Annotated in this window: 19 protein-coding genes and 1 riboswitch; of the genes, 11 read left to right on the top strand and 8 right to left on the bottom strand. The window is 67.6% G+C overall.

Going from position 1 to position 19,663, the window contains the following annotated elements; translation table 11 throughout:
* The first annotated feature begins 371 nt into the window (after positions 1–371).
* Positions 372–2,579, top strand: a complete 2,208-nt coding sequence (locus tag AC2YHA_RS01035) for a TonB-dependent receptor (protein ID WP_487400029.1) — start codon at positions 372–374, stop codon at positions 2,577–2,579.
* 19 nt (positions 2,580–2,598) lie between these two features.
* Positions 2,599–3,672: a PepSY-associated TM helix domain-containing protein gene (locus AC2YHA_RS01030; RefSeq protein WP_487400028.1), complete on the top strand. Its 1,074-nt coding sequence runs from the start codon at positions 2,599–2,601 to the stop codon at positions 3,670–3,672.
* A 26-nt stretch (positions 3,673–3,698) separates the two neighbouring features.
* Here AC2YHA_RS01030 and AC2YHA_RS01025 read toward each other — a convergent pair whose 3' ends face one another.
* The 3 genes from AC2YHA_RS01025 to metE form a co-directional block, all read right to left on the bottom strand.
* Complete coding sequence (locus AC2YHA_RS01025; RefSeq protein ID WP_487400027.1) at positions 3,699–4,658, bottom strand: hypothetical protein; 960 nt, start codon at positions 4,656–4,658, stop codon at positions 3,699–3,701.
* A 746-nt stretch (positions 4,659–5,404) separates the two neighbouring features.
* Positions 5,405–6,223, bottom strand: coding sequence for an acyl-CoA thioesterase (locus AC2YHA_RS01020; protein ID WP_487400026.1), 819 nt, complete (start codon positions 6,221–6,223; stop codon positions 5,405–5,407).
* Positions 6,220–8,535 (bottom strand): 5-methyltetrahydropteroyltriglutamate--homocysteine S-methyltransferase, encoded by a 2,316-nt coding sequence (metE, locus tag AC2YHA_RS01015; protein WP_487400025.1) that lies wholly within the window; start codon positions 8,533–8,535, stop codon positions 6,220–6,222. The genes AC2YHA_RS01020 and metE overlap by 4 nt, the downstream gene beginning before the upstream one ends.
* 108 nt (positions 8,536–8,643) lie before the next feature.
* Positions 8,644–8,853: riboswitch (cobalamin riboswitch) on the bottom strand.
* Between the two features lie 104 nt (positions 8,854–8,957).
* On the opposite strand from metE, the gene AC2YHA_RS01010 reads away from it, so the two are divergent.
* Positions 8,958–9,473 (top strand): DUF1993 domain-containing protein, encoded by a 516-nt coding sequence (locus tag AC2YHA_RS01010; RefSeq protein ID WP_487400024.1) that lies wholly within the window; start codon positions 8,958–8,960, stop codon positions 9,471–9,473.
* Here AC2YHA_RS01010 and AC2YHA_RS01005 read toward each other — a convergent pair.
* The 5 genes from AC2YHA_RS01005 to AC2YHA_RS00985 all read right to left on the bottom strand — a co-directional run bounded on the left by AC2YHA_RS01005 (position 9,446) and on the right by AC2YHA_RS00985 (position 13,185).
* Complete coding sequence (locus AC2YHA_RS01005) at positions 9,446–10,405, bottom strand: bifunctional helix-turn-helix transcriptional regulator/GNAT family N-acetyltransferase (RefSeq protein WP_487400023.1); 960 nt, start codon at positions 10,403–10,405, stop codon at positions 9,446–9,448. The genes AC2YHA_RS01010 and AC2YHA_RS01005 overlap by 28 nt on opposite strands.
* Before the next feature lie 55 nt (positions 10,406–10,460).
* On the bottom strand, positions 10,461–11,060 hold the full coding sequence (locus AC2YHA_RS01000; protein WP_487400022.1) for an ATP-binding cassette domain-containing protein: 600 nt from the start codon (positions 11,058–11,060) through the stop codon (positions 10,461–10,463).
* The gene (gene modB / locus AC2YHA_RS00995; RefSeq protein WP_487400021.1) at positions 11,050–11,727 is read right to left on the bottom strand and encodes a molybdate ABC transporter permease subunit; all 678 of its coding nucleotides are present in this window, start codon (positions 11,725–11,727) and stop codon (positions 11,050–11,052) included. Before modB ends, AC2YHA_RS01000 begins: the two co-directional genes overlap by 11 nt.
* A 141-nt stretch (positions 11,728–11,868) precedes the next feature.
* The gene (gene modA / locus AC2YHA_RS00990) at positions 11,869–12,618 is read right to left on the bottom strand and encodes a molybdate ABC transporter substrate-binding protein (protein WP_487400020.1); all 750 of its coding nucleotides are present in this window, start codon (positions 12,616–12,618) and stop codon (positions 11,869–11,871) included.
* A gap of 237 nt (positions 12,619–12,855) precedes the next feature.
* Positions 12,856–13,185, bottom strand: coding sequence for a phasin family protein (locus AC2YHA_RS00985; protein ID WP_233783481.1), 330 nt, complete (start codon positions 13,183–13,185; stop codon positions 12,856–12,858).
* Positions 13,186–13,329: 144 nt separating this feature from the next.
* Between AC2YHA_RS00985 and AC2YHA_RS00980 the strand changes: the two genes are divergently transcribed.
* The 8 genes from AC2YHA_RS00980 to AC2YHA_RS00945 all read left to right on the top strand — a co-directional run bounded on the left by AC2YHA_RS00980 (position 13,330) and on the right by AC2YHA_RS00945 (position 19,486).
* Complete coding sequence (locus AC2YHA_RS00980; RefSeq protein ID WP_233783482.1) at positions 13,330–13,470, top strand: hypothetical protein; 141 nt, start codon at positions 13,330–13,332, stop codon at positions 13,468–13,470.
* Positions 13,471–13,687: 217 nt separating this feature from the next.
* Positions 13,688–14,467 carry a CDP-alcohol phosphatidyltransferase family protein gene (locus AC2YHA_RS00975; protein ID WP_487400019.1) on the top strand — a complete coding sequence of 260 codons (780 nt, stop codon included), beginning with the start codon at positions 13,688–13,690 and terminating at the stop codon, positions 14,465–14,467.
* Between the two features lie 7 nt (positions 14,468–14,474).
* Complete coding sequence (locus AC2YHA_RS00970; RefSeq protein WP_487400018.1) at positions 14,475–15,566, top strand: inositol-3-phosphate synthase; 1,092 nt, start codon at positions 14,475–14,477, stop codon at positions 15,564–15,566.
* A 1-nt stretch (position 15,567) separates the two neighbouring features.
* Complete coding sequence (locus tag AC2YHA_RS00965; protein ID WP_487400017.1) at positions 15,568–16,296, top strand: phosphocholine cytidylyltransferase family protein; 729 nt, start codon at positions 15,568–15,570, stop codon at positions 16,294–16,296.
* Positions 16,297–16,368: 72 nt separating this feature from the next.
* Positions 16,369–16,854 carry a hypothetical protein gene (locus AC2YHA_RS00960; protein WP_487400016.1) on the top strand — a complete coding sequence of 162 codons (486 nt, stop codon included), beginning with the start codon at positions 16,369–16,371 and terminating at the stop codon, positions 16,852–16,854.
* A 145-nt stretch (positions 16,855–16,999) separates the two neighbouring features.
* Entirely contained in the window at positions 17,000–17,407 is a 408-nt protein-coding gene (locus AC2YHA_RS00955) for a hypothetical protein (RefSeq protein WP_487400015.1), read from the top strand.
* The gene (locus tag AC2YHA_RS00950) at positions 17,407–18,468 is read left to right on the top strand and encodes a hypothetical protein (RefSeq protein ID WP_487400014.1); all 1,062 of its coding nucleotides are present in this window, start codon (positions 17,407–17,409) and stop codon (positions 18,466–18,468) included. Before AC2YHA_RS00955 ends, AC2YHA_RS00950 begins: the two co-directional genes overlap by 1 nt.
* Before the next feature lie 34 nt (positions 18,469–18,502).
* Entirely contained in the window at positions 18,503–19,486 is a 984-nt protein-coding gene (locus AC2YHA_RS00945) for a hypothetical protein (RefSeq protein ID WP_487400013.1), read from the top strand.
* Positions 19,487–19,663: the final 177 nt, after the last annotated feature.

The following is a 19,663-nucleotide window of genomic DNA, read 5'->3' as shown; positions in this document are numbered from 1 at the left end:
AGGCGCGGCGGAATGCGGACCAATCGGCTGACGGGCGCTAATCGCCGGCGACACCTCTCCTCCCGCTCTCGATTATTATTGCCACCAATAATATGGCTAAATTAGCAACATATCAAGCGGCGGCAGTGAGGTATCGCGTGGCGCCCGCAGACTTTGTTGCTTTCAGTGTCACAGTTAGGAGACTTGACTTGAGCCCCTCCCCTTCAGGGGAGGGGTAGGGGGTGGGGCAGTGCGGCATGCCATATCGCTTGGGGCCAGGCCCCACCCCAACCCCTCCCCTGAAGGGGAGGGGCTTAGTTGTCGCCAGCTAATGCGATTGATTTGCATTTACCCGATCGCCCTGCTAGCCGCGCCGCGCTGGGAGGGCATTGATGCTTCGTCGTTCGTTCTGGTCGTTGCCGTTGGTGGCGCTGCTCGCGCCGATTCACCCCGCCTGCGCGCAGGAGCGTGCGGCCGAGGATGACGGCGACGGGACCGAGATCACCGTCACCGCCGCGCGCACCGTGCTGCCGCCCACCGCGCTGCCGCTCACCATCGACATCATCGACAAGACCGCGCTCGACCAGCAGATCGCGATCTCGGGATCGGTCACCGATGCGGTGGCGAACCTGACCCCGTCCTTCTCCCCCACCCGCCAGAAGCTGTCGGGCGCCGGGGAGTCGCTGCGCGGCCGCTCGCCGCTCTATGCGATCAACGGCATCCCGCAATCGACGCCGCTGCGTGACGGCAGCCGCGACGGCTTCACCATCGACGGCTTCTTCGTCGACCGGGTCGAGCTGATCTACGGATCGAACGCGCTGCAGGGGATCGGCGGCACCGGCGGCATCGTCAACCAGGTGACCGTCGGCGCGCCGAAGACCGAGGGGCTGAGCGGCCGCGCGCTGCTGCAGGGCACCGCGAGCGAAGGGTTCCAGGACGACGGCTTCGGCGGCAAGGCGGCGGGGCTGGTGCAGTACAAGGCGGGCCGCTTCGACGCGAGCGTCGGCGCCGCCTATGAGACGCGCGGCGCCTATTACGACGGCGACGGGCACCGGATCGGCGTCAACTCGACGCAGGGCGAGACGCTGGATTCGCGCGCGCTGTCGCTGTTCGGGCGGTTCGGATACCAGCTCGGCGAGACCGGGCGGATCGACCTGATCGCCAGCCGGTTCCAGCTCAAGGGCAACGGCGACTATCTCGCCATTCCCGGCAACCGGGCGACCGGCGTGCCGACCAGCGCCGTCCGCGGCGACGCGCCGGGCGATCCCGCCGCGAGCCGGACCGAGAGCGTCGCGCTGTCGATCACCGACACCGCGCTGTGGGGCGGCAATTTCGTCAGCCAGGTCTTCTTCAACCGCAGTCGCGACACCTTCGGCGGCGAGGTCGCTCCGGTTCCCACGTTCCAGGACCCGGCGATCGCGCCGATCGGCACGCTGTTCGACCAGTCGCAGAACCGGTCGCGCAAGATCGGCGCGAAGATCAGCTACGAACGCGCCATTCCCGGCTTCGAGGCGCTGACGGTGACGCTCGGCTTCGACGCCTTGTGGGACAAGACCGAGCAGCGGCTGATCGCCACCGATCGCGTGTGGGTGCCGCCGACCGACTTCCGGAGCCTCGCGCCGTTCGGCCAGGCCAACCTCAAGCTGTTCGACGGGCTGGTGCGGCTGGCCGGCGGGGCGCGGTGGGAGAATGTCGAGATCAAGATCGACGACTATCACACGCTCGCGTCGACCACCTTCGTCGCCTGTTCGCCCACGCTGCCGCCCGGCACGCCCTGCGGTCCGTCGACCTACGGCGGCGTCGCGGTCGCCGGCGGCAAGCCGAAGTTCGAGGACCTGCTGATCAATGGTGGCGTGATCGTCGAGCCAACGGAGGGCATCCGCGCCTATGCGAGCTATGCCGAAGGCTTCACCGCTCCGGATGTCGGCCGCATCACGCGGGCGATCAGCAAGCTGAACGTCGACCTCGACACCTATCTCGACATCAGCCCGATCGTCTCGAACAACCGCGAGATCGGAGTGGAGGTGAAGCGCGGGCCACTCGACGGCAGCGTCACCTATTTCTGGTCGTCGAGCGACAAGGGCCAGCTGCTGATCGCCAATCCTGGCGGCATTTTCGACGTGCAGCGCCAGCGGGTCGAGATCCAGGGGCTGGAGATCAATCTCGGCGTTCGCCTGCCGATCGAGGGCGCGCGGCTGGGGATCGGCTATGCGCATCTCGACGGGCGCTACGACAGCGATGCCGATGGCCGGGTCGATACCGACCTCGACGGCACCAACATCTCTCCGGACCGGCTCAACCTGACCGCGAGCTATGCGCGGGGCCGGTTCTCGGCGCTGGTGCAGACGCAATTCTACCTGTCCCGGACGTTCAAGGGCCTGAAGCGCGATCCACGCAACGACTTCGGCGGCTACACACTGACCGACGCGACGGTGCGCTACGACGCCGGCCGGCTCGGCGCGATCCGGCTGAGCGCGCAGAACCTCTTCAACCTCCAGTACATCGACTACAGCAGCGACACCCGGCTGCCGACCGACAACCTCAGCTATTTCGCCGGGCGCGGGCGCACGCTGACGCTCGGCTGGGACTACCGGTTCTAATGACGTGGCGGTTCTGACGATGAAGTGGCTCGACCTCATCCATCGTTGGACCGGCGGGCTGGTCGGGCTCGTCCTCGCGATGATGGGGCTGACCGGCGCGATCCTGGTCCATGAGGACGCCTGGCTCGGCTGGACCTTGCCCCATGCCGGCGATGCGCTGAACCGCGATCCCGCCGCGCTCGCTGCCGTGACCACGCGGCTGATCGGCGACGGGCACGGCGTGCAGGGCATCGTCTATGCGAGCGACGGCTTCGGCCTGCACCAGCTCCGTCTCAGTGGCGGCGCCGGTGCCTACGCCGATCAGGCAGGCGCCATCGTCACGCGCTGGGGCAGCCAATGGGAGCGGCCCGAGCTGTGGCTGTTCGACCTCCACCACCATCTGTTCACCGGCGACGTCGGCGAGACGGTGATCGGCATCGCCGGCCTCTGCGCGATGCTGTTCGTGGTGACCGGCACCATCCTGTGGTGGCGGACGCGGCGGACCTTCGCGTTCCGGCTGTGGCCCAAGCGGATGAGCCGCCCGGCGATCGTGATGCAGCACCGCGACCTCGGCATCGTCATGGCGCCGCTGCTGCTGCTGTCGGCGGTGACGGGGACGATGATGATCTTCAAACCCGTCGCGGCGATCGTGATGGCGCCCTTCTCCTCCTCGGCTGAGGCGCGGGCGGCGATGGCGCCGCCCAAGCTCTCCGGCGGCGCGCTGGCCGCGCATCCGGACTGGGCGGCGATGCTGGCCGCAGCCCATGCCCGGTTCCCCGACGCCGATTTCCGTACGCTCACCCTCCCCCGCAAGGCCGGCGAGCCGATCAGTTTCAGGATGCGGCGCACTGCCGAATGGCTCCCGAACGGCCGCACGATGCTGTGGTTCGACGCCGCCACCGGCCGGCTGCTCGCCGCACGCGACGCGCTGGCGCTGCCGCGGGGCGCGCAGGTGTTCAACACCGCCTACCCGCTTCACGCCGCCAAGGTCGGCGGGCTCGGCTATCGGCTGGTGATGACCTGCTCGGGCCTGGCGATGGCGATGCTGGGCAGCTTCGCGGTGTGGAGCTTCTGGTTCAGGCGGCCGCGCCTGAAGCCGAGGCGGGCGGTGTAGCGACCATATCACCGCCTGCCAGGCGCTCAGTTCCTCTCGGCCGTGCCGGCCATCTTCGCCATCAGCGGCTTGGCTTCAGCAAGCTTGCCTGCGTCGATCAGCGCGATCACCTGGGCCGCAACATTCTTGTCGTCGTCGTCATGAGGAGCGAAGGCGATCGGCTGGAGCAGCGTGCGGGCGCCGGGCGCATCGTCGTGATCGAAGAGGTGGCGGGCAAGCTGAATACGTACCTGCGGGTCTTCCGCGGCGAGGACGAATGCGCGACGCAAACCCTTGACCGCGCCGGGAGTAGGTTCGGTTCCGGCAGCGGCGAAGCTGCGGAAATAGGCGAGGAGCGGCGCCGCCGCGTTGGGATCGGCGTGGTTGGCCTTGATCAGCCACGCACGCGCGGCCGTCCAGGCAGCGGCATCGGTCGACTTCGCGGCGACGAGCCGCCGCACCTCCGCCTGCCCTTTGGCGAGCATCGCCGGCAGCGAGCCGGGCGCGAGCGCGAGCGCGCGATCGGCGGCCGCCGCGGCGAGATCCGGATGCCCCGCCACAAGCTCGGCTTCGGCATATTCGGTCTGCACGCGCGCGTCCGCCGGATAGTCTGCGGCGATCTTCGCGGCATCGCGCGCCAATTCGCGCGCAAGTCCGCCACGCGCACCGTTCACCGATCGCGCGCGCAGCGGCATCAGCGCGGCGACGCCCGGCGAGAGCTTCGTCACGGTCGCATGCGGTGGCTTCGCCGGCGGCGGTACGCCGAGCGGCGGCAGCAATATGCGGCCCTCGAAATAGGCGAACATCTCGCGCCACAGTGCCTGCACGTCGCCGAATGCCTCGCCCGCCGCGTCGAGGCTCGGTTTGCCGCGGTTCATCAGCTGGAGATACTTGGCGAGCTGCCCCTGCCGCTTCGGCGTGAGCATCAGATAATGGGTGAGCAGCCAGCCGCGTCCATAGACCAGGGGCGACGCCGTCGCGGTGGTGAAGAATTCGCCCAGCGGCATCGAGAGATAGTCGCCGGGTGCGAATCAGACCCGCGCGGTAATTGGCGGGCAGTCCGATGACGATCGACCCGTCGTCGCGGAACTCGACGTTCGCGTTGAACTCGGCAAAGCCTTCCGAGAACCAGACCGGATAGGCGATCGGCTCGCTCGAATACATCATGTGATGGGCGTATTCGTGGAGCAGCGTCACCTGCGAGGTCATGTCCCCCGCCTTGGCATGACGGTCGAAGCCGGGGGCATAGAGGCTGAAGATCACCGATCCGCCCGCGCGCGGACGGTAGTAGCCGGCAAGCCCGCCGCACTGGCATACGCGCGTGAACAATCCGGCCTTGAGCACGAAGATGCGCACCGGATTGGCATGCGTCGCCGGGTCGTCGGGAAGGCCGTACAGCCGACGCAGCGCCGCATCGTAACGCTCGAGCCGCTCGGCGAACTCGCGCGCGGCCGGTTCGTCGGCGTCGATATCGATCACGAAATGATCGGTGCGCGCCTCATACCATTCCGCATGCGCGGGCGCTGCACATGCCAACGCCCCGGCAGCAAGCGCACCGAACCATGCCCTCACGAGCCCCCTCATTCCGTCATGTCCCCCCCAGGGCGATTCCCTCCCGTCCATCTTAGATCGGGATTTTCCGGAGGAAAGCGAGCGCCGCCTTTGATCCTCCCCCGCCAGGGGGAGGTGTCAGCCGCAGGCTGACGGAGGGGGAGGTCGGCGACAAACTATCGGCGTGCTTCCGCCCCCTCCGTCACGCTTCGCGTGCCACCTCCCCCTGGCGGGGGAGGATTCGTTCCAAATGGCGATGAGTCCTAGAATACCTCCACCCGCCGCGGCCGACCTGCCGGGTCGACCGCGACCATGGTGAAGGCGGCCGAGGCGGCGTGGCGGCGGTCGCCGGTGAGCAGGTCCTCCGCCCACAGCTCGACACGCGTCCTGAGCGAGCTGCGCCCCCCACCGCGTCGACGGTGGCGGTCAGCTCGATCATCTCGCCTTCCGCGATCGGCGAGCGGAAGTCGACGCGCTCGGATGCCGCCATCACCATCACCGCGCGGGCATGGCGGGTGGCGGCGACGAACGCCGCCTTGCCGAGCATCCTGAGCGCATCGCCCCCGAACAGCGTGCCGTAATGGTTGGTCTGCGGCGGGAAGACGATATCGGCCATGCGCAGCCCGTCCGGCTCGGGCGCCGGCTCGGCGAGGGGCTGGAGCGGCGCGCCCTCCCCGTTCATCGCGACCAGCGTGAAGCGGCCGCGCGTGCACAGCCGCCGCTCGCCGGAGAGAAGCGCCTCCGCCACCAGCTCGACCTCGACGTCGAGCGACGACCGGCCGACGCGCACGACGCGGCCGCTCGCCTCGATCAGCTCGCCCTTGAGCGCCGGTGCGGCGAAGTCGATCCGCTCCGACGCGGCGGTGACGAACGGCGCCCGGCCATGGCGCGAGGCGGCGAGGAACGCCACCTTGTCCATGTGCGCGAGCGCCACGCCGCCGAACAGCGTGCCGTGATGGTTGGTGTCGCCCGGGAAGATCATGTCGATCAGCCGGACGACACCGCCACGCGTGCCGGTCATGCCGGCTCCAGCGCCTCGACCCGCAGGCGCCGCGCCGTCTCGACCATCGCGGCGATCGCCGGCTTCACCTCGTCCCACTTGCGGGTCTTGAGCCCGCAGTCGGGGTTCACCCACAGCTGCTCGGGGGCGAGATGGAGCTGGGCGAGGCGCATCAGCGCGACCATCTCCTCGACGTCGGGCACGCGGTGCGAGTGGATGTCGTAGACGCCCGGGCCGATCGCGCTCGGGTAGCGATAGTCGGCGAAGCCCTCCAGCAGCTCCATCTGCGAGCGCGCGGTCTCGATCGAGATCACGTCGGTGTCCATCGCGCCGATCGCGGGCAGGATGTCGTTGAACTCCGAATAGCACATATGGGTGTGGATCTGGGTCGCGTCGCCGACGCCCGCGGCGGTGAGGCGGAAGCAATCCACCGCCCAGTCGAGATAATGCGGCCAGTCGCGCCGCCTGAGCGGCAGACCCTCGCGCAGCGCCGCCTCGTCGATCTGGATCGCCTTGGCGCCGGCCGCCTCGAGGTCGAGCACCTCGTCGCGGATCGCCAGCGCGATCTGGCGGCAGGACGCCTCGCGCGGCTGGTCGTCGCGGACGAACGACCAGTTGAGGATGGTGACGGGTCCGGTCAGCATCCCCTTCATCGGCCGGTCGGTGAGCCCCTGGGCGTAGCGCCACCACTCGACCGTCATAGGCCGCGGCCGCGACACGTCGCCGTAGAGAATCGGCGGCCGCACGCAGCGCGAGCCGTAGCTCTGCACCCAGCCGTTCACCGTGAAGGCGAAGCCGGCGAGCTGCTCGCCGAAATACTGCACCATGTCGTTGCGCTCGAACTCGCCGTGGACGAGCATGTCGAGCCCGACCTCCTCCTGCCAGCGCACGGTGCGCTCGGTCTCCTCGCGGAGGAACTGCTCATAGGCGGCATCGTCCAGCGTGCCGCGATTGCGCTCGGCGCGGGCGCGGCGGACCTCGGCGGTCTGCGGGAAGGAGCCGATGGTGGTGGTCGGGAAGCGCGGCAGCCCCAGCACCGCCGCCTGCGCCGCGATGCGCTCGGCGTGGCCCGAGCGCCGCTCGCGCATGTCGAGGGTGACCGCGGCAACACGCGCCGCCACCGCGGGATCGTGGATCCGGGGAGAGGTGCGGCGGTTGGCGGCGGCATTGGTGGCGGCCGCCAGCGCGCCGGCGACGCTCGCGCGGCCCTGGTTGAGCGCGGTCTTGAGGATCGCCAGCTCCTCGACCTTCTGCACCGCGAAGGCGAGCCATTGCGCGACCTCCGCATCGATCTTGGTCTCCAGCGCGAGGTCGACGGGGGTGTGGAGCAGCGCGCACGACGGCGCGAGGATCAGGTCGCGCTCCGCGGCGATCGGCTCCAGCCGGTCGAGCAGCTTGGCGAGGTCGGCGCGCCAGATGTTGCGGCCGTCGATCACGCCCAGGGACAGCAGCAGCTTCTTCGGCGCCTTGGCGAGCACCGCGTCGAGCTGGCCGGGCGCGCGGACGAGGTCGACGTGGAGCCCCGAAACCGGCAGGTTGGCGGCAAGCGCGAGATTGTCCTCCAGCCCGCCGAAATAGGTCGCGAGCATGATGTCGACGCCGACCCGCGCCAGCCGGGCATAGGCGCGGGTGAGCGCGGTGCGCTGGCGTTCGGTGAGGTCGAGCACCAGGCAGGGCTCGTCGATCTGTACCCATTTGGCGCCGGCCGCGGCGAGCTGCTCCAGCACGGTCACGTAGATGCCGAGCGCCTGGTCGAGGAAGTCGAAGGGATCGACGTCGCGCCCCTTCGCCAGCGTCAGCCAGGTGACGGGGCCGAGCAGCACCGGCCGCGTCTCGTAGCCGAGCGTCTTGGCCTCGCGATAATCGTCGACCGGCTTGGTCGAGGCGAGGGCGAGCTGCTGGCCGGCCGTCAGCTCGGGGACCATGTAGTGATAGTTGGTGTCGAACCACTTGGTCATCTCGAGCGCGGTGCGGCCCCCATGACCATGGCTGTGCCCGTGGCCGCAGCCCTCTCCCTCCCCGGTCGAACCGCGCGCCATCGCGAAATAGGTGGCGAGATCGACCCGGCCCGGCGCGGCGCCGTAGCGGTCGGGGATCGCGCCCAGCATCACGCTGGTGTCGAGGACATGGTCGTAGAGCGAGAAATCGTTCGACGGCAGCCAGTCGGCGCCGAGCGCCTTCTGCCGCGCCCAGGCGGCGGCGCGGAGCGCGGCGGCGGATTCGATAAGCTCGGTCCCGGACGACTGGCCCGACCAGAATTTCTCCAGCGCGAACTTGAGCTCGCGCCGCGGCCCGATGCGCGGGAAGCCGAGCGTGGCGACGGTGACGGTCATTGGTCTTCATACCCCGATGAAGGCGGGCGACCGGACGGGCACAGGCGCGCGCGGACGAGCCTCCCCGGCCGCGGCACGTCAGCGACCGACCCGGACACCCCGCCGGTGGACGTTATCGCGTCGGAGGCAGGTCTCCTGGCTCACGGGTCGTCACGCCGGCCTGGCCTTCCCGGAGCGCTTGCCGCCCCAGTGACACGTATCGGCCGCCGCTCGCCGCTCACAGTTGCGGGGGCAGCGCCGGAATTGGACCAAGGCCCGCACCGGCTTCCCGTCTTAGCTCCGCCGCAAGGGCGGAGAACCTCGACGATGGGAATGTCGCCGATCGGGAGCACGACGTCAAGTAAGATATAAAGATATCTTTATATTGTTATCTCTTTTTCCGTCGCTCGACAGTGACGGCGCGGCTGCCTAATTGCGCGGGCATGGCGACCGAACTCTACGATCTCACCGTTCCGGCCCTGCTGCGCGGCTTCGCGGCGATGGCGGCGTTCCTCGACAAGGGCCGGGCCTGGGCCGACGAGCAGGGCATGGCGCATGGCGAGCTGATCGAGGCGCGGCTGTTTCCGGACATGGCGCCGCTGACCGGCCAGGTGCAGCGCGCGAGCGACACCGCCAAGCTGGCGCTGGTCCGCATCGGCGGGGTCGAGAACGTGCCCATGGCGGACGACGAAACGAGCTTCGCCGAGCTGCAGGCACGGATCGCGAGGACGGTCGACTTCATCAAGTCGGTGCCGCGCACCGCGATCGACGGCAAGGAAGCCGCCGAGGTGATCCTGCAGACCCCGCACGGCGGCATGTCCTTCACCGGCCTCAGCTATGTGCAGGGCTTCCTGCTGCCCAATTTCTATTTCCACGTGACCACCGCCTACGCGATCCTGCGCATGAAGGGCGTGCCGGTGGGGAAGCTCGACTATCTCGGCGCCGCTTCGTCCGCGTAACGCATCGCCACATCGCACCGGGCGTAGCGCGCACCGTAGCGGGCCATGATCCCGGCATCGTGGACGAAGCCGACCTTCTCGTAGAGGTGGATCGCCGCCGCCGATTTGCGGTTGGAGAGCAGGTAGAGCGTCGTCGCGCCGAGCTCGCGCGCGCGGCGGATCGTGGCGCGGAGCAGGAACTCGCCGGCCTTGCGGCCGCGCGCCGCCTCGCGCACGCCCATCTTGGTCAGCTCGAACACGCCGTCGCCGCTCTTCCGGAGCGCGCAGGTGCCGATGATGCCGAGTTCCCGGTCCTCGACGAACAATATGTCACCGCCCGGAGCGACGATGATCTCCTCCGGATGCTCGAGCGTCTCGCGGTCAGTGTCCTCGACCTCGTACATCGCCGCGACCCATTCGAGGTTGATGTCGTGGAAGTGGCGCGCGAGCTCGGGCGCCCAGCCGCGGATCGCCAGGCCCGAGGCCGCGACCGTGCGCCGATGGAGCGGCGCCGCGGCAAGCGACGCCTCGATCGCATCGAGCTGTTCGAGCAGCGGCCCGGTTCCGCCCGCGGCCAGCTCGGCGGCCGCCGCCTCGACCCGCGGCCACACCGTGGCCTTCGATCGCGCCATCGCCGCGCGTCCCGCCTCGGTCAGTGCAACCGCCCTACGGCGCGCGTCGCGTCCGCCGTCGACCGTAGCGACCAGCCCGATCTCGACCAGCTTCGCGAGATTGCGCGTGACGCCGGGCTGGCTCACCCCCATCGCCGCCGCGATCTCCCCGACGGTGATCGGCTCATCTCGCTCGATCACCGCGAGCAGCGGATATTGCGCCGGCTGGATCGGCAGCCCTTCGGCCTCGACGATCCGCAGCACGTCCGCCTGCATCCGCTCGCCGAGCCGCTTCAGGCGGCTGCCAAGGAAGAGATAGCCGCCGCTCAATATATCGTTCATCGCATCGCCCTTTCGATGCGAAGTTATATAACTTGTTATGGAACGAGCAAGGTCGCTATCCGATCTCCACGATCTGTCCGCCGAGCCGCTCGGCCTCGGCATGGTCGTGCGTCACCAGCAGGATCGGCAGGCGCACCTCGTCGCGCAGCCGCTCGATCACCTGCATCACCTCCTCGCGCCGGGCGCGGTCGAGCGAGGCGAGCGGCTCGTCGAGCAGCAGGACGGCGGGATCGCGCAGCAGCGCGCGGCCGATCGCGACCCGCTTGGCCTCGCCGCCGGACAAGGTCGCCGGCCAGCGGTCGAGCAGATGGCCGATGCCGAGGAAGTCGATCTCATCCCCCAGCCGCCGGTCGTGGGGACGGCCGTAGAGGAGATTGTCGCGCACGCGCATATGCGGGAACAGGCGCGACTCCTGGAAGACATAGCCGACGCGGCGCGCCTCGGCGGGCACGTCGGTCGCGGCATCGAACAGCGTGGCCCCGTCGACCCGCACCCAGCCATCGTCCGGCCGCACCAGCCCGGCGATCATGTTGAGCACGCTGCTCTTGCCTGCCCCCGACGGGCCGAACAGCACAGTCAGCGCAGCGTCGCTGGCGAAGGACGCGGCAATTTCGGCGTCGGCGAAGCGCCTGCGGACCGAGACGTCAAAGCGCATGGGTGCCCCTCCCCGCGCGGCGCGCCAGCAGCTCCGAGGCGATCAGCGCAACCAGCGAGATCGCCACCGACACCGCCGCCAGCCGCCACACCGTCGCGTCCTGCCCCGGCACCTGCAGCGCGGCGTAGATCGCGAGCGGCAGCGTCTCAGTCTCGCCGGGGACGTTGGAGACGAAGGTGATGGTGGCGCCGAACTCCCCCAGCGCACGGGCGAAGCCGAGCACGGTGCCGGCGAGCACGCCAGGCACGCTGAGCGGCAGGGTGACGGTGCGGAACACCCGCCAGCGGCCAGCGCCGAGCGTGCGCGCGGCATCCTCCAGCCGGCGGTCGACCGCCTCGATCGACAGACGGATCGCCCGCACCATCAGCGGCAGCGCCATCACCGCCGCCGCGATCGCCGCGCCGGTCCAGCGGAACAGGACGTGCTCGGAGAGAAACCCGAACGGCCCCGCCGGCGCGAACAGCAGCAGCAGCCACCAGCCGGTCACCACCGGCGGCAGCACCAGCGGCAGGTGGACCAGCGCGTCGAGGAGGATCTTTCCGGGAAAGCGGGCGCGGGCGAGCAGCCAGGCCAGGCCGAAGGCGATCGGCAGCAGGCCGAGCATCGCGACGACGCCGACCTTGAGCGAGAGGAGGACGATGCCCCATTCCTGCGCGGAGAGGATCAAGGTCGCACATCTCCCCTCCCCGTCATGCCGGACTTGGTCCGGCATCCACCGTGCCGCACATCGCTCACGCTGCGGAGATGCTGCACGGTGGACCCCGGACCAAGTCCGGGGTGACGATCGCTTGTGGCGACGTACTAAGCCTCATCGCACCGAGAACCCGTAACGCGCGAAGATCGCCTTCCCCCGCGCCGACAGCAGGAATGCCCGGAACGCGCGCGCGTCCGGGCTCCGCGACGACTTGAGCAGCGCCAGCGGATAGCGGATCGGCGGATGGCTGCCGGCCGGGAACACCGCCACCACCCGCACCGCACGCGAGGCGGCGGCGTCTGTCGCATAGACCACCCCCATCGCCGCGGCACCGCGCTCGACCAGCGCCAGCGCGGCGCGGACATTCTCCGCGCGGACCACCCTGCCCGCGACCCCGCGCCAGGCGCCGAGCCGCGTCAGCGCCGCCTTGCCGTACCGGCCCGCCGGCACAGCATCGGGATCGGCCATCGCCAGCCGTCCGCGCCCCAGCACTCCCGCGAGATCGGTGCCAGGCACCAGCCGTACCGCCGCCCGGCTCGATCGCGGCGCCACCAGCACCAGCCGATTGCCCAGGACATCCGCCCGGCTCCCCGGCACCAGCAGCCCGCGCTGCTGGAGCGCGTCCATCCATTCCTCGTCGGCGGAGACGAACAGGTCTGCCGGCGCCCCCGCGATCGCCTGCCGCGCCAGCGCCGAGGACGCCGCGAAGGAGATGGTCGGCCGCGCATGGCCCGATCGCGCCCAGGCGTCGGCAGCCGCGCTCATCGATTCCTGCAGGCTCGCGGCGGCGAGCACGAGCGGCGCGCGCGGCGCCGGCGCGGCGCCGGCCAGCAGCAGCGACAGACATGCAAGCGCAAGACGCAAAGCGCAGGCTCCGGTGGTGACCGGACCTTCCTAACGCCTCCGCCGCCGAGCGCCAGCCGGCGCTGGGATCGATGGGAGGTGCGGACCCGTTTCAATCCTCCCCCGCCAGGGGGAGGTGTCAGCCGCCGGCTGACGGAGGGGGAGGACGGCGACTCATCATCGGCGCGCGTCCTCCCCCTCCGTCACGCTTCGCGTGCCACCTCCCCCTGGCGGGGGAGGATTGGGATACGGGCCATCCTATTCCTTGCCGGTGAGGCCCCCGATCGTGGCGCGGCCGAAGCTGGCGATCATCTCGCCGATCTCGCGCGCCTGGGTCACCGCGCGGCTGCCCTGGTCGCGCAGATAGTCGCTCTGGATGCGCATCACCTCGCCGATGTCCTTGGCGCCGGCGGCGGCGCGCATCGCGGCGAAGGCCTCGCGCGTGTTCGCCTCGGCCTGGTCGAGCATCTTGATGCCGAGCTGCTGGCCGTGGTCGGCCATGGCGCTGCCCGCCGCCTGGAAGCGCTCGGCCGCGTTCTGCGCCATATCGGCCGCGCTGCCACCTGTCGTCTTCGTCTCGTTTGCCATGGAAGCTCCTGCGGTTGGCGCCGTCTTGGCCGCGGCGCTCGCAACGCGAGACGCTCGGAAGGCGTCCGGGTTCCCGCCCGGCGCGCTATTTACCGTCCGGTGATCATTTCGCGCGATTCTATCGAGTCGAGAGGGATCATGCCGATGAAGCTGCTGATCGTCATCGCCGCCGTCGTCTTCGCCACCGTGTACGACCTGCTGTTCGGCAATGGGCATCACGTCCATGCCGTGCTCGATTGGCTGCAGGCCATGGCCGGATCGCTGGGAAGCTGGCGGATCGACTGATTCCCGCGCGAAAGCGCCGTCTCCAGCCCGACCTGACCGGGAATGCGACAAGCAGATGTCCCACGCATGACGGTTCCGTTGCAAATCGCTTGCTGAACAGGCACGCGGCGCGGTACGTGACACTCCGATGACAGCTCCTCCGCCGGATCGGTCGCGGGATCGCCGGATCGAGGATCCGACGAACCTCTGGATCATCCACCCCGCAGGCCGGTTCCTGTTGCCGTGGTTCATTGCGCGCGGGATCTCGGCCAATGCCGTGTCGCTGGGCGGATTGACCCTCGGCACGCTGGCGGCGCTTGCCTATGCGCACTGGGACGTGCGGCCGTTCGCGTTCGCCGGGCTGCTCCTGTCGATCGGCTGGCTGATCGCCGACGGGCTGGACGGGATGATCGCCCGCGCGACGGGCACCGCCAGCCCGCTGGGGCGCACGCTCGACGGCCTGTGCGATCACGGCGTCTTCGTGCTGATCTATGTCGTTCTGGCGCTGTCAATCGGGACGGCGGAGGGCTGGGCGCTGGCATGTACGGCAGGGGCGGCGCATGCGCTGCAGTCCAATCTCTACGAAGGCGAGCGCGCACGGTTCCACCGCCGCTGCAAGGGCATCGCGGCCGTCGCGCCGGCCCCAAGCGGCAATCCGGCCGCAAGACTCTACGACCTGGTCGCGGGAACGCTGGACCGGTTCGCGGCGCCCTTCGACGACAGCCTGCGTCGCCAGAACGACCCGGCACGGCTTGCCGACGCATACGGCGCGCGGGCCGTCGGGCCGATGCGGCTGATGAGCCTGCTGTCGGCCAATGTGCGCGTCTGCACGATCTTCCTCGCCTGCCTGGCCGGCGATCCCCGGCTGTTCTGGTGGTTCGAGCTCGGCCCGCTCACCGCGATCCTGGTCGCCGGTCTGGTCTGGCACCGCGCCGTCGAGGCCCGCCTGATCCGAAGCGCGGGCACGGCGCGCGAGCATCATTCTTCACCTACTACCCTACCCACTCAAAGGACGTGACGAAGTCATGAAGACCATCAACATCGCCGTGGTCGGCGTCGGCAATTGCGCCAGCTCGCTTGTTCAGGGCCTCACCCATTACCGCGACGGCGCGAACGAGACGATCGGGCTGATGCACTGGGACCTCGGCGGCTATCAGCCGAGCGACATCCACGTCGTCGCCGCCTGGGACGTCGACCGGCGCAAGGTGGGCAAGGACGTCGCCGAGGCGATCTTCGCCAAGCCGAACTGCACCGCGATCTTCTGCGAATCGATCGAGCCCACCGGCGCCATCGTGCAGATGGGGCGCATCCTGGACGGCGTCGCCGACCACATGGCCGATTATGCCGACGATCGCACCTTCCTCGTCTCCGACGCCAGGGAGCCGACCAAGGACGAGGTCGTCGCGATGCTGCGGGCGACCAAGACCGACGTGCTGATGAACTACCTGCCGGTGGGATCGCAGGCGGCGAGCGAATTCTACGCCGAATGCGCGCTCGAGGCGGGCGTCGCCTTCGTCAACAACATCCCCGTGTTCATCGCCAGCAACCCCGAATGGGCCGACCGCTTCACCCAGGCCGGCGTGCCGATCATCGGCGACGACATCAAGGCGCAGCTGGGCGCGACCATCGTCCACCGCGTGTTGACCGACCTGTTCGCCAAGCGCGGCGTCAAGCTGGAGCGGACCTACCAGCTCAATACCGGCGGCAACACCGACTTCCTCAACATGGCCAACCACCGCCGGCTCGCCTCGAAGAAGATCTCCAAGACCGAGGCGGTGCAGTCGGTCGCGGCCGAACGGCTGGAGGACGAGAACGTCCACATCGGCCCGTCGGACTACGTCCCCTGGCAGAACGACAACAAGGTCTGCTTCCTGCGCATGGAGGGCGCGATGTTCGGCGGCGTGCCGATGAACCTCGAGCTGCGCCTGTCGGTGGAGGACAGCCCCAATTCGGCGGGTGTGGCGATCGACATGATCCGCTGCGCCAAGCTGGCGAAGGATCGTGGCCTTGCCGGCCCGATCGACGCCGCGTCGGCCTTCTTCTGCAAGCATCCGCGCACGCAGATGACCGACGATCTGGCCGCGCAGGCGGTCGAAGACTTCATCACCGTCCAGTGAGATGATCCGGACGGCGATCCTGCTCGCGGCCGGCGAAGGCAGCCGCCTTCGCGCCGCGGCGCCGTTGAAGCCGCTGTGCATGGTGGGCGGCCGTTCGCTGCTCGGCCATGCGCTCTGCGGCCTTGCCGAAGCAGGGCTCGCGCGGGCGGTGATCGTGCTCGGCTATGGCGCCGAGCGGATCGAGGCGCATATCGCGGCGCATCCATGGCCGCTCGCGGTCGAGACCGTCAGGACCGACGACCACCGCAAGCCCAACGGCGTGTCGGTCCTGGCCGCGGAGCCGCTCGTCGGCGGCGAGGACGCCCTGCTTGCGATGTGCGATCATCTCGTGGAGCCCGAGCTTTATCGCCGGACCGCCCGGGCCGGGGCGTCGGCCGGCGCCCGGCTGGCGATCGACCGGCGGATCGGGAGCGACTGGGTCGACCTCGACGACGTTACCCGCGTGCGGACCGACGGCGAGCGGATCGTCGCCATCGGCAAGGGGCTGGAGCCCTATGACTGTTTCGATACCGGCGTGTTCGCGATCGGGCCGGCCCTGTTCGCGGCGCTTCGCGGGCTCGAGGCGCCGTCGCTGACCGAGGGGATGCGCGTCCTCGCGGAACGGGGGACGGCGCTGACGCTCGACTGCGGCGACCTGGGCTGGATCGACGTCGACGACCAATGGGCCCTCGACAAGGCCAGGCTCTGGCACGGGACGCCGGAGCGGCGAGCAGGCATCCAGGCCGCCTGAGCCCTGGAACCAACAACTTCCGGCGATCCGAGACACTTTCCCGTCCTTCTCAGTCGTCGTTCAACCCGATGAATGTCGATCCGTCCTGGGACGATCGCCGGGGGCCTCCCCCATTCTGGAGCGCTACGGCGCAAGGTCTGGACCGAGCGCCGGCACCTTCTGGCCGGCGAGGTCGTCGCCGCCGACTTCACGCTGCGCCAGCTCACCCATATCGAGCTGATCCTCGACTGCGGCGGCCGCGGCCTGGCGCTGATCGATGCGTGGACGCGTCGGCCGGGCCTTTACGGCGATACGGAGGCGCTCTTCGCCAGCCCGATCAGCAGCCACCTGGAGGAGATCCGCCGCGCCGTCTGGGAAGAGCTGGGCGATCCCCCGCGCCCGCCCCTCCCGCTCGACGCGAAACTCCAGAGCACCGCCCTCTCGGGCGGACCGACCAACGTCGAACGGCGCAAGGCCCGCCGCGACGCGGAACGCCGGATCGCCGGGGCCCAGCGCGAATGGGAGGCGGCGGCGCGGGAGGATAGTTGGGAGGCGTGGAAGACGGGGCGGGGTGGGTGAGGTTTGGGCCGATTGCGGGCTGACAGGTCTCGGTCGCGATGGACAAAACGGTCGTGTCAAGAACAGAGGTTTGGCGGACACTCGCTCCGCTGTGGTTGAACATCCCTTGGCGAAGGGCGACGAACTGTGGCAAATGATTGCCCATATGAGCGAAGAACCGGCCAACAATAACGAATTTGCAGAGGATTTGCCGCCACAATGTCCGCCGAAGGCGGCGATATCGCCGCAGGACTCGTTGCTGATACGACTTTGGAAGACCGATACGCCGACGAAGGCCGCGTTCGCTTCGCATGCCGCGCGCCGACTGCCGATCCGGGGCGATACATCGCCCTGCCAACATGCTAGCTGTTCGATGTTCGAACACGATGTGGAGGGCGAGCAACTAAACGCAATGCGCGCGCTGCCTCAATTCCGGAATTTTTCTCATGCCTTCGTCGTGAAGGTAAGTCCGTCGTGCGGCATGGCGCTCTATGGCGGAAAGAAGCACGTTGATCTTTGGATGTTCAAAAGCTTCGATCCTGTTAGCGCCGTGCAAGAAGTTGTGAATATGTGATGGCACGCGCTGCTCGAAAGCCACCGTTTGCACGAACTGCATATCTTAAGCAGACTCTCGTCTTTTATGATGGTCCGCAGGTCGTTCTTATGCAATCCGATCGCGGTTTCCCGATGATGGCGGTCGCCGTTGGCGAACCGGATGAAGACACGTATCCGATGTTCGTCACGGAAGTTACCGACGAAAGTATGCGTCGCTACCTTCGTGAGAAAGTCGATCTTCGTTATCTGTTTAGGGAGGGGTCGAAGCGCCGCTATCTCGGCAATTGGGCGGACTTGGACGAGCAAGGTTGGCTTCGCGTCAGCCGAGCCGACGATATAACTGATGATGCATACTTCCCCCGGCATGGCTTTTGGTCACGGCATCACACCGTCGAAGTTGGGGCCGACGCTTTCGCAGCCGATAGCTTAGCGAAGTTCGCCATTGATGGAGCGTGGGACGCGAGCGACTTCTCACGCTTCTATGGCAAAGTTGCAGACCTGTACGCCTATCTTGCGATAACATCGCACGATGCCGCGGCGCACTTCTCGGCGCCTGCGGCTAGCTCTATAAAGGACATTATTCGAGGTTTGGGATGGCGCGGCGGTGGCAGCTACGTCGGGTTCTATGACTCTGTCTTCGCCAAAGTCGATAATATCAGTCCTTTGCGCGTGAACCGCATTGCCTATGCCTCGCCGGGCACGATTGAATTAAAAGGTAGCGAACAGCCGCTAGCCGATGTTGAACGCGTTGTAGCAAACTTCGGAAACGATGAGGGTTCTCTCAAGCTATCCTACGACTTTGTTTACAAGATACTTGGCAAAGAGGAATTGCGAACAGCTTCGCCGGACAAAAGCTTCTCTACTGACGAAGTTCGGGATGCGGTAATTGAGCATTGTTTTACGCTCAACCGGGGCCTTGGCGTGGATGCGCCGGAAGACTTGCTGGCGCTCTGCGACGGGAATGCGGTCGTGTTCGCTAAGATTACTCTTTCATTCTATCGCCGCGCCAAAGACCTTCATGCATTCCATGCCGAAGGTCGGGTTGCGGGCGAGGGTATCTTCCAAATCACGGCGGAGTGATGATGATTGCAGAGTGATCGGTTAGGCTCGCGCCATGTCCGATAATGCCTGCACCTTCCTTGAAAGCCTGCAACGCTTCGATTTATCGATGCTGTTGCGGCATTGCCAAGCGTCCGTCGAAGCACTCGAAACGGCGTTAGATTGGTTCACGGACCTAGAAGACGAAGCGATCGTCGTGCGTGCGCCTGTTCCGATCGCCGAAGCCCTAACATCGCTCCCGCCGCAGGATCGCAAACGGATCGCTGAAGCCGTCGCAAGCAATCAGCAAGTTAACAAACAACACGACGATATTCGTGTAGAAACGCTAGATGCTCCAGAAGCGATAGGCGCAGCCGCGCTATTGTCCGAACTTCTTATTCACCGCGCGATGATGGTTGCCGTCGCCACGGGAGGGCCGCGCATTCAGGACGTTGACGACTACTATCGTGCGCGAGAAGCACGCATTCGACGCAGCCTACCCGAAGGCGTCACCTATGAGAACCCGCACCCCGATCTGTGGGCATGGTATCATCATTGGAGCGCAAACCTTCCGCAATACAAGGACCGTCGCTTCTACGTTCGCCAGCTATTCGCCTCGGCGATCGACGCCATCGCTACGCGATCGTCGCTGCCATCGGAGCCCCGCGAAGCAACGGGATGGGAGCGCGTTGATCGCACTTTGTCGAAGGCGCGAACACAACTCCAAACCGCGTCGGCCGAAGAAGACTGTCAAGCGATCGGGTTGCTATGCCGCGAAGTCATCATATCGCTGGCGCAGGCTGTCTATGATCCGCGCATTCACGAATCGCTCGATGGAGTGAAGCCGAGCGCGACCGATGCCAACCGGATGCTGGAAGCCTACATCGCACATGCGTTCCCCGGCGAAAGCTTTAAGGAAGTGCGAGCCCACGCCCGAGCATCGCTCGCGCTAGCACTAAATCTGCAACATCGCCGAACGGCAACCCGGCAGTTGGCCGCGCTTTCCGTCGAAGCCACCGCCTCAACAACCGCCGTCATCGCGATTATCGCACGCGCCTAATGAGCCGTCCGTAGACACCCGCGCCATGTGATAGCTGAAGTGGTATAACGGCCAAACCCTAGCCAAGTTGTTAATTTTGAAAGATTGATTGAGACGGAGGAAATCGAGCTGTCACGACCGTTTTGCGTCGGCACACAATCATCTCCGAATGGCCGAAATTGGGCGCAAAGCCGCCCC

The organism is Sphingomonas sp. SRI_018 (genome assembly GCF_057586275.1).
The sequence above is the reverse complement of the archived record's forward strand: the minus strand, read 5'-3'. Positions and strand labels throughout refer to the sequence as shown.

Coding starts and splice junctions, on each gene's coding strand:
- AC2YHA_RS01035 (WP_487400029.1), top strand. CDS start 372: ATGCTTCGTCGTTCGTTCTGGTCGTTGCCGTTGGTGGCGCTGCTCGCG.
- AC2YHA_RS01030 (WP_487400028.1), top strand. CDS start 2,599: ATGAAGTGGCTCGACCTCATCCATCGTTGGACCGGCGGGCTGGTCGGG.
- AC2YHA_RS01025 (WP_487400027.1), bottom strand. CDS start 4,658: ATGCCGCTGGGCGAATTCTTCACCACCGCGACGGCGTCGCCCCTGGTC.
- AC2YHA_RS01020 (WP_487400026.1), bottom strand. CDS start 6,223: ATGACCGGCACGCGTGGCGGTGTCGTCCGGCTGATCGACATGATCTTC.
- metE (WP_487400025.1), bottom strand. CDS start 8,535: ATGACCGTCACCGTCGCCACGCTCGGCTTCCCGCGCATCGGGCCGCGG.
- AC2YHA_RS01010 (WP_487400024.1), top strand. CDS start 8,958: ATGGCGACCGAACTCTACGATCTCACCGTTCCGGCCCTGCTGCGCGGC.
- AC2YHA_RS01005 (WP_487400023.1), bottom strand. CDS start 10,405: ATGAACGATATATTGAGCGGCGGCTATCTCTTCCTTGGCAGCCGCCTG.
- AC2YHA_RS01000 (WP_487400022.1), bottom strand. CDS start 11,060: ATGCGCTTTGACGTCTCGGTCCGCAGGCGCTTCGCCGACGCCGAAATT.
- AC2YHA_RS00985 (WP_233783481.1), bottom strand. CDS start 13,185: ATGGCAAACGAGACGAAGACGACAGGTGGCAGCGCGGCCGATATGGCG.
- AC2YHA_RS00980 (WP_233783482.1), top strand. CDS start 13,330: ATGAAGCTGCTGATCGTCATCGCCGCCGTCGTCTTCGCCACCGTGTAC.
- AC2YHA_RS00970 (WP_487400018.1), top strand. CDS start 14,475: ATGAAGACCATCAACATCGCCGTGGTCGGCGTCGGCAATTGCGCCAGC.
- AC2YHA_RS00965 (WP_487400017.1), top strand. CDS start 15,568: ATGATCCGGACGGCGATCCTGCTCGCGGCCGGCGAAGGCAGCCGCCTT.
- AC2YHA_RS00960 (WP_487400016.1), top strand. CDS start 16,369: ATGTCGATCCGTCCTGGGACGATCGCCGGGGGCCTCCCCCATTCTGGA.
- AC2YHA_RS00955 (WP_487400015.1), top strand. CDS start 17,000: ATGAGCGAAGAACCGGCCAACAATAACGAATTTGCAGAGGATTTGCCG.
- AC2YHA_RS00950 (WP_487400014.1), top strand. CDS start 17,407: ATGGCACGCGCTGCTCGAAAGCCACCGTTTGCACGAACTGCATATCTT.
- AC2YHA_RS00945 (WP_487400013.1), top strand. CDS start 18,503: ATGTCCGATAATGCCTGCACCTTCCTTGAAAGCCTGCAACGCTTCGAT.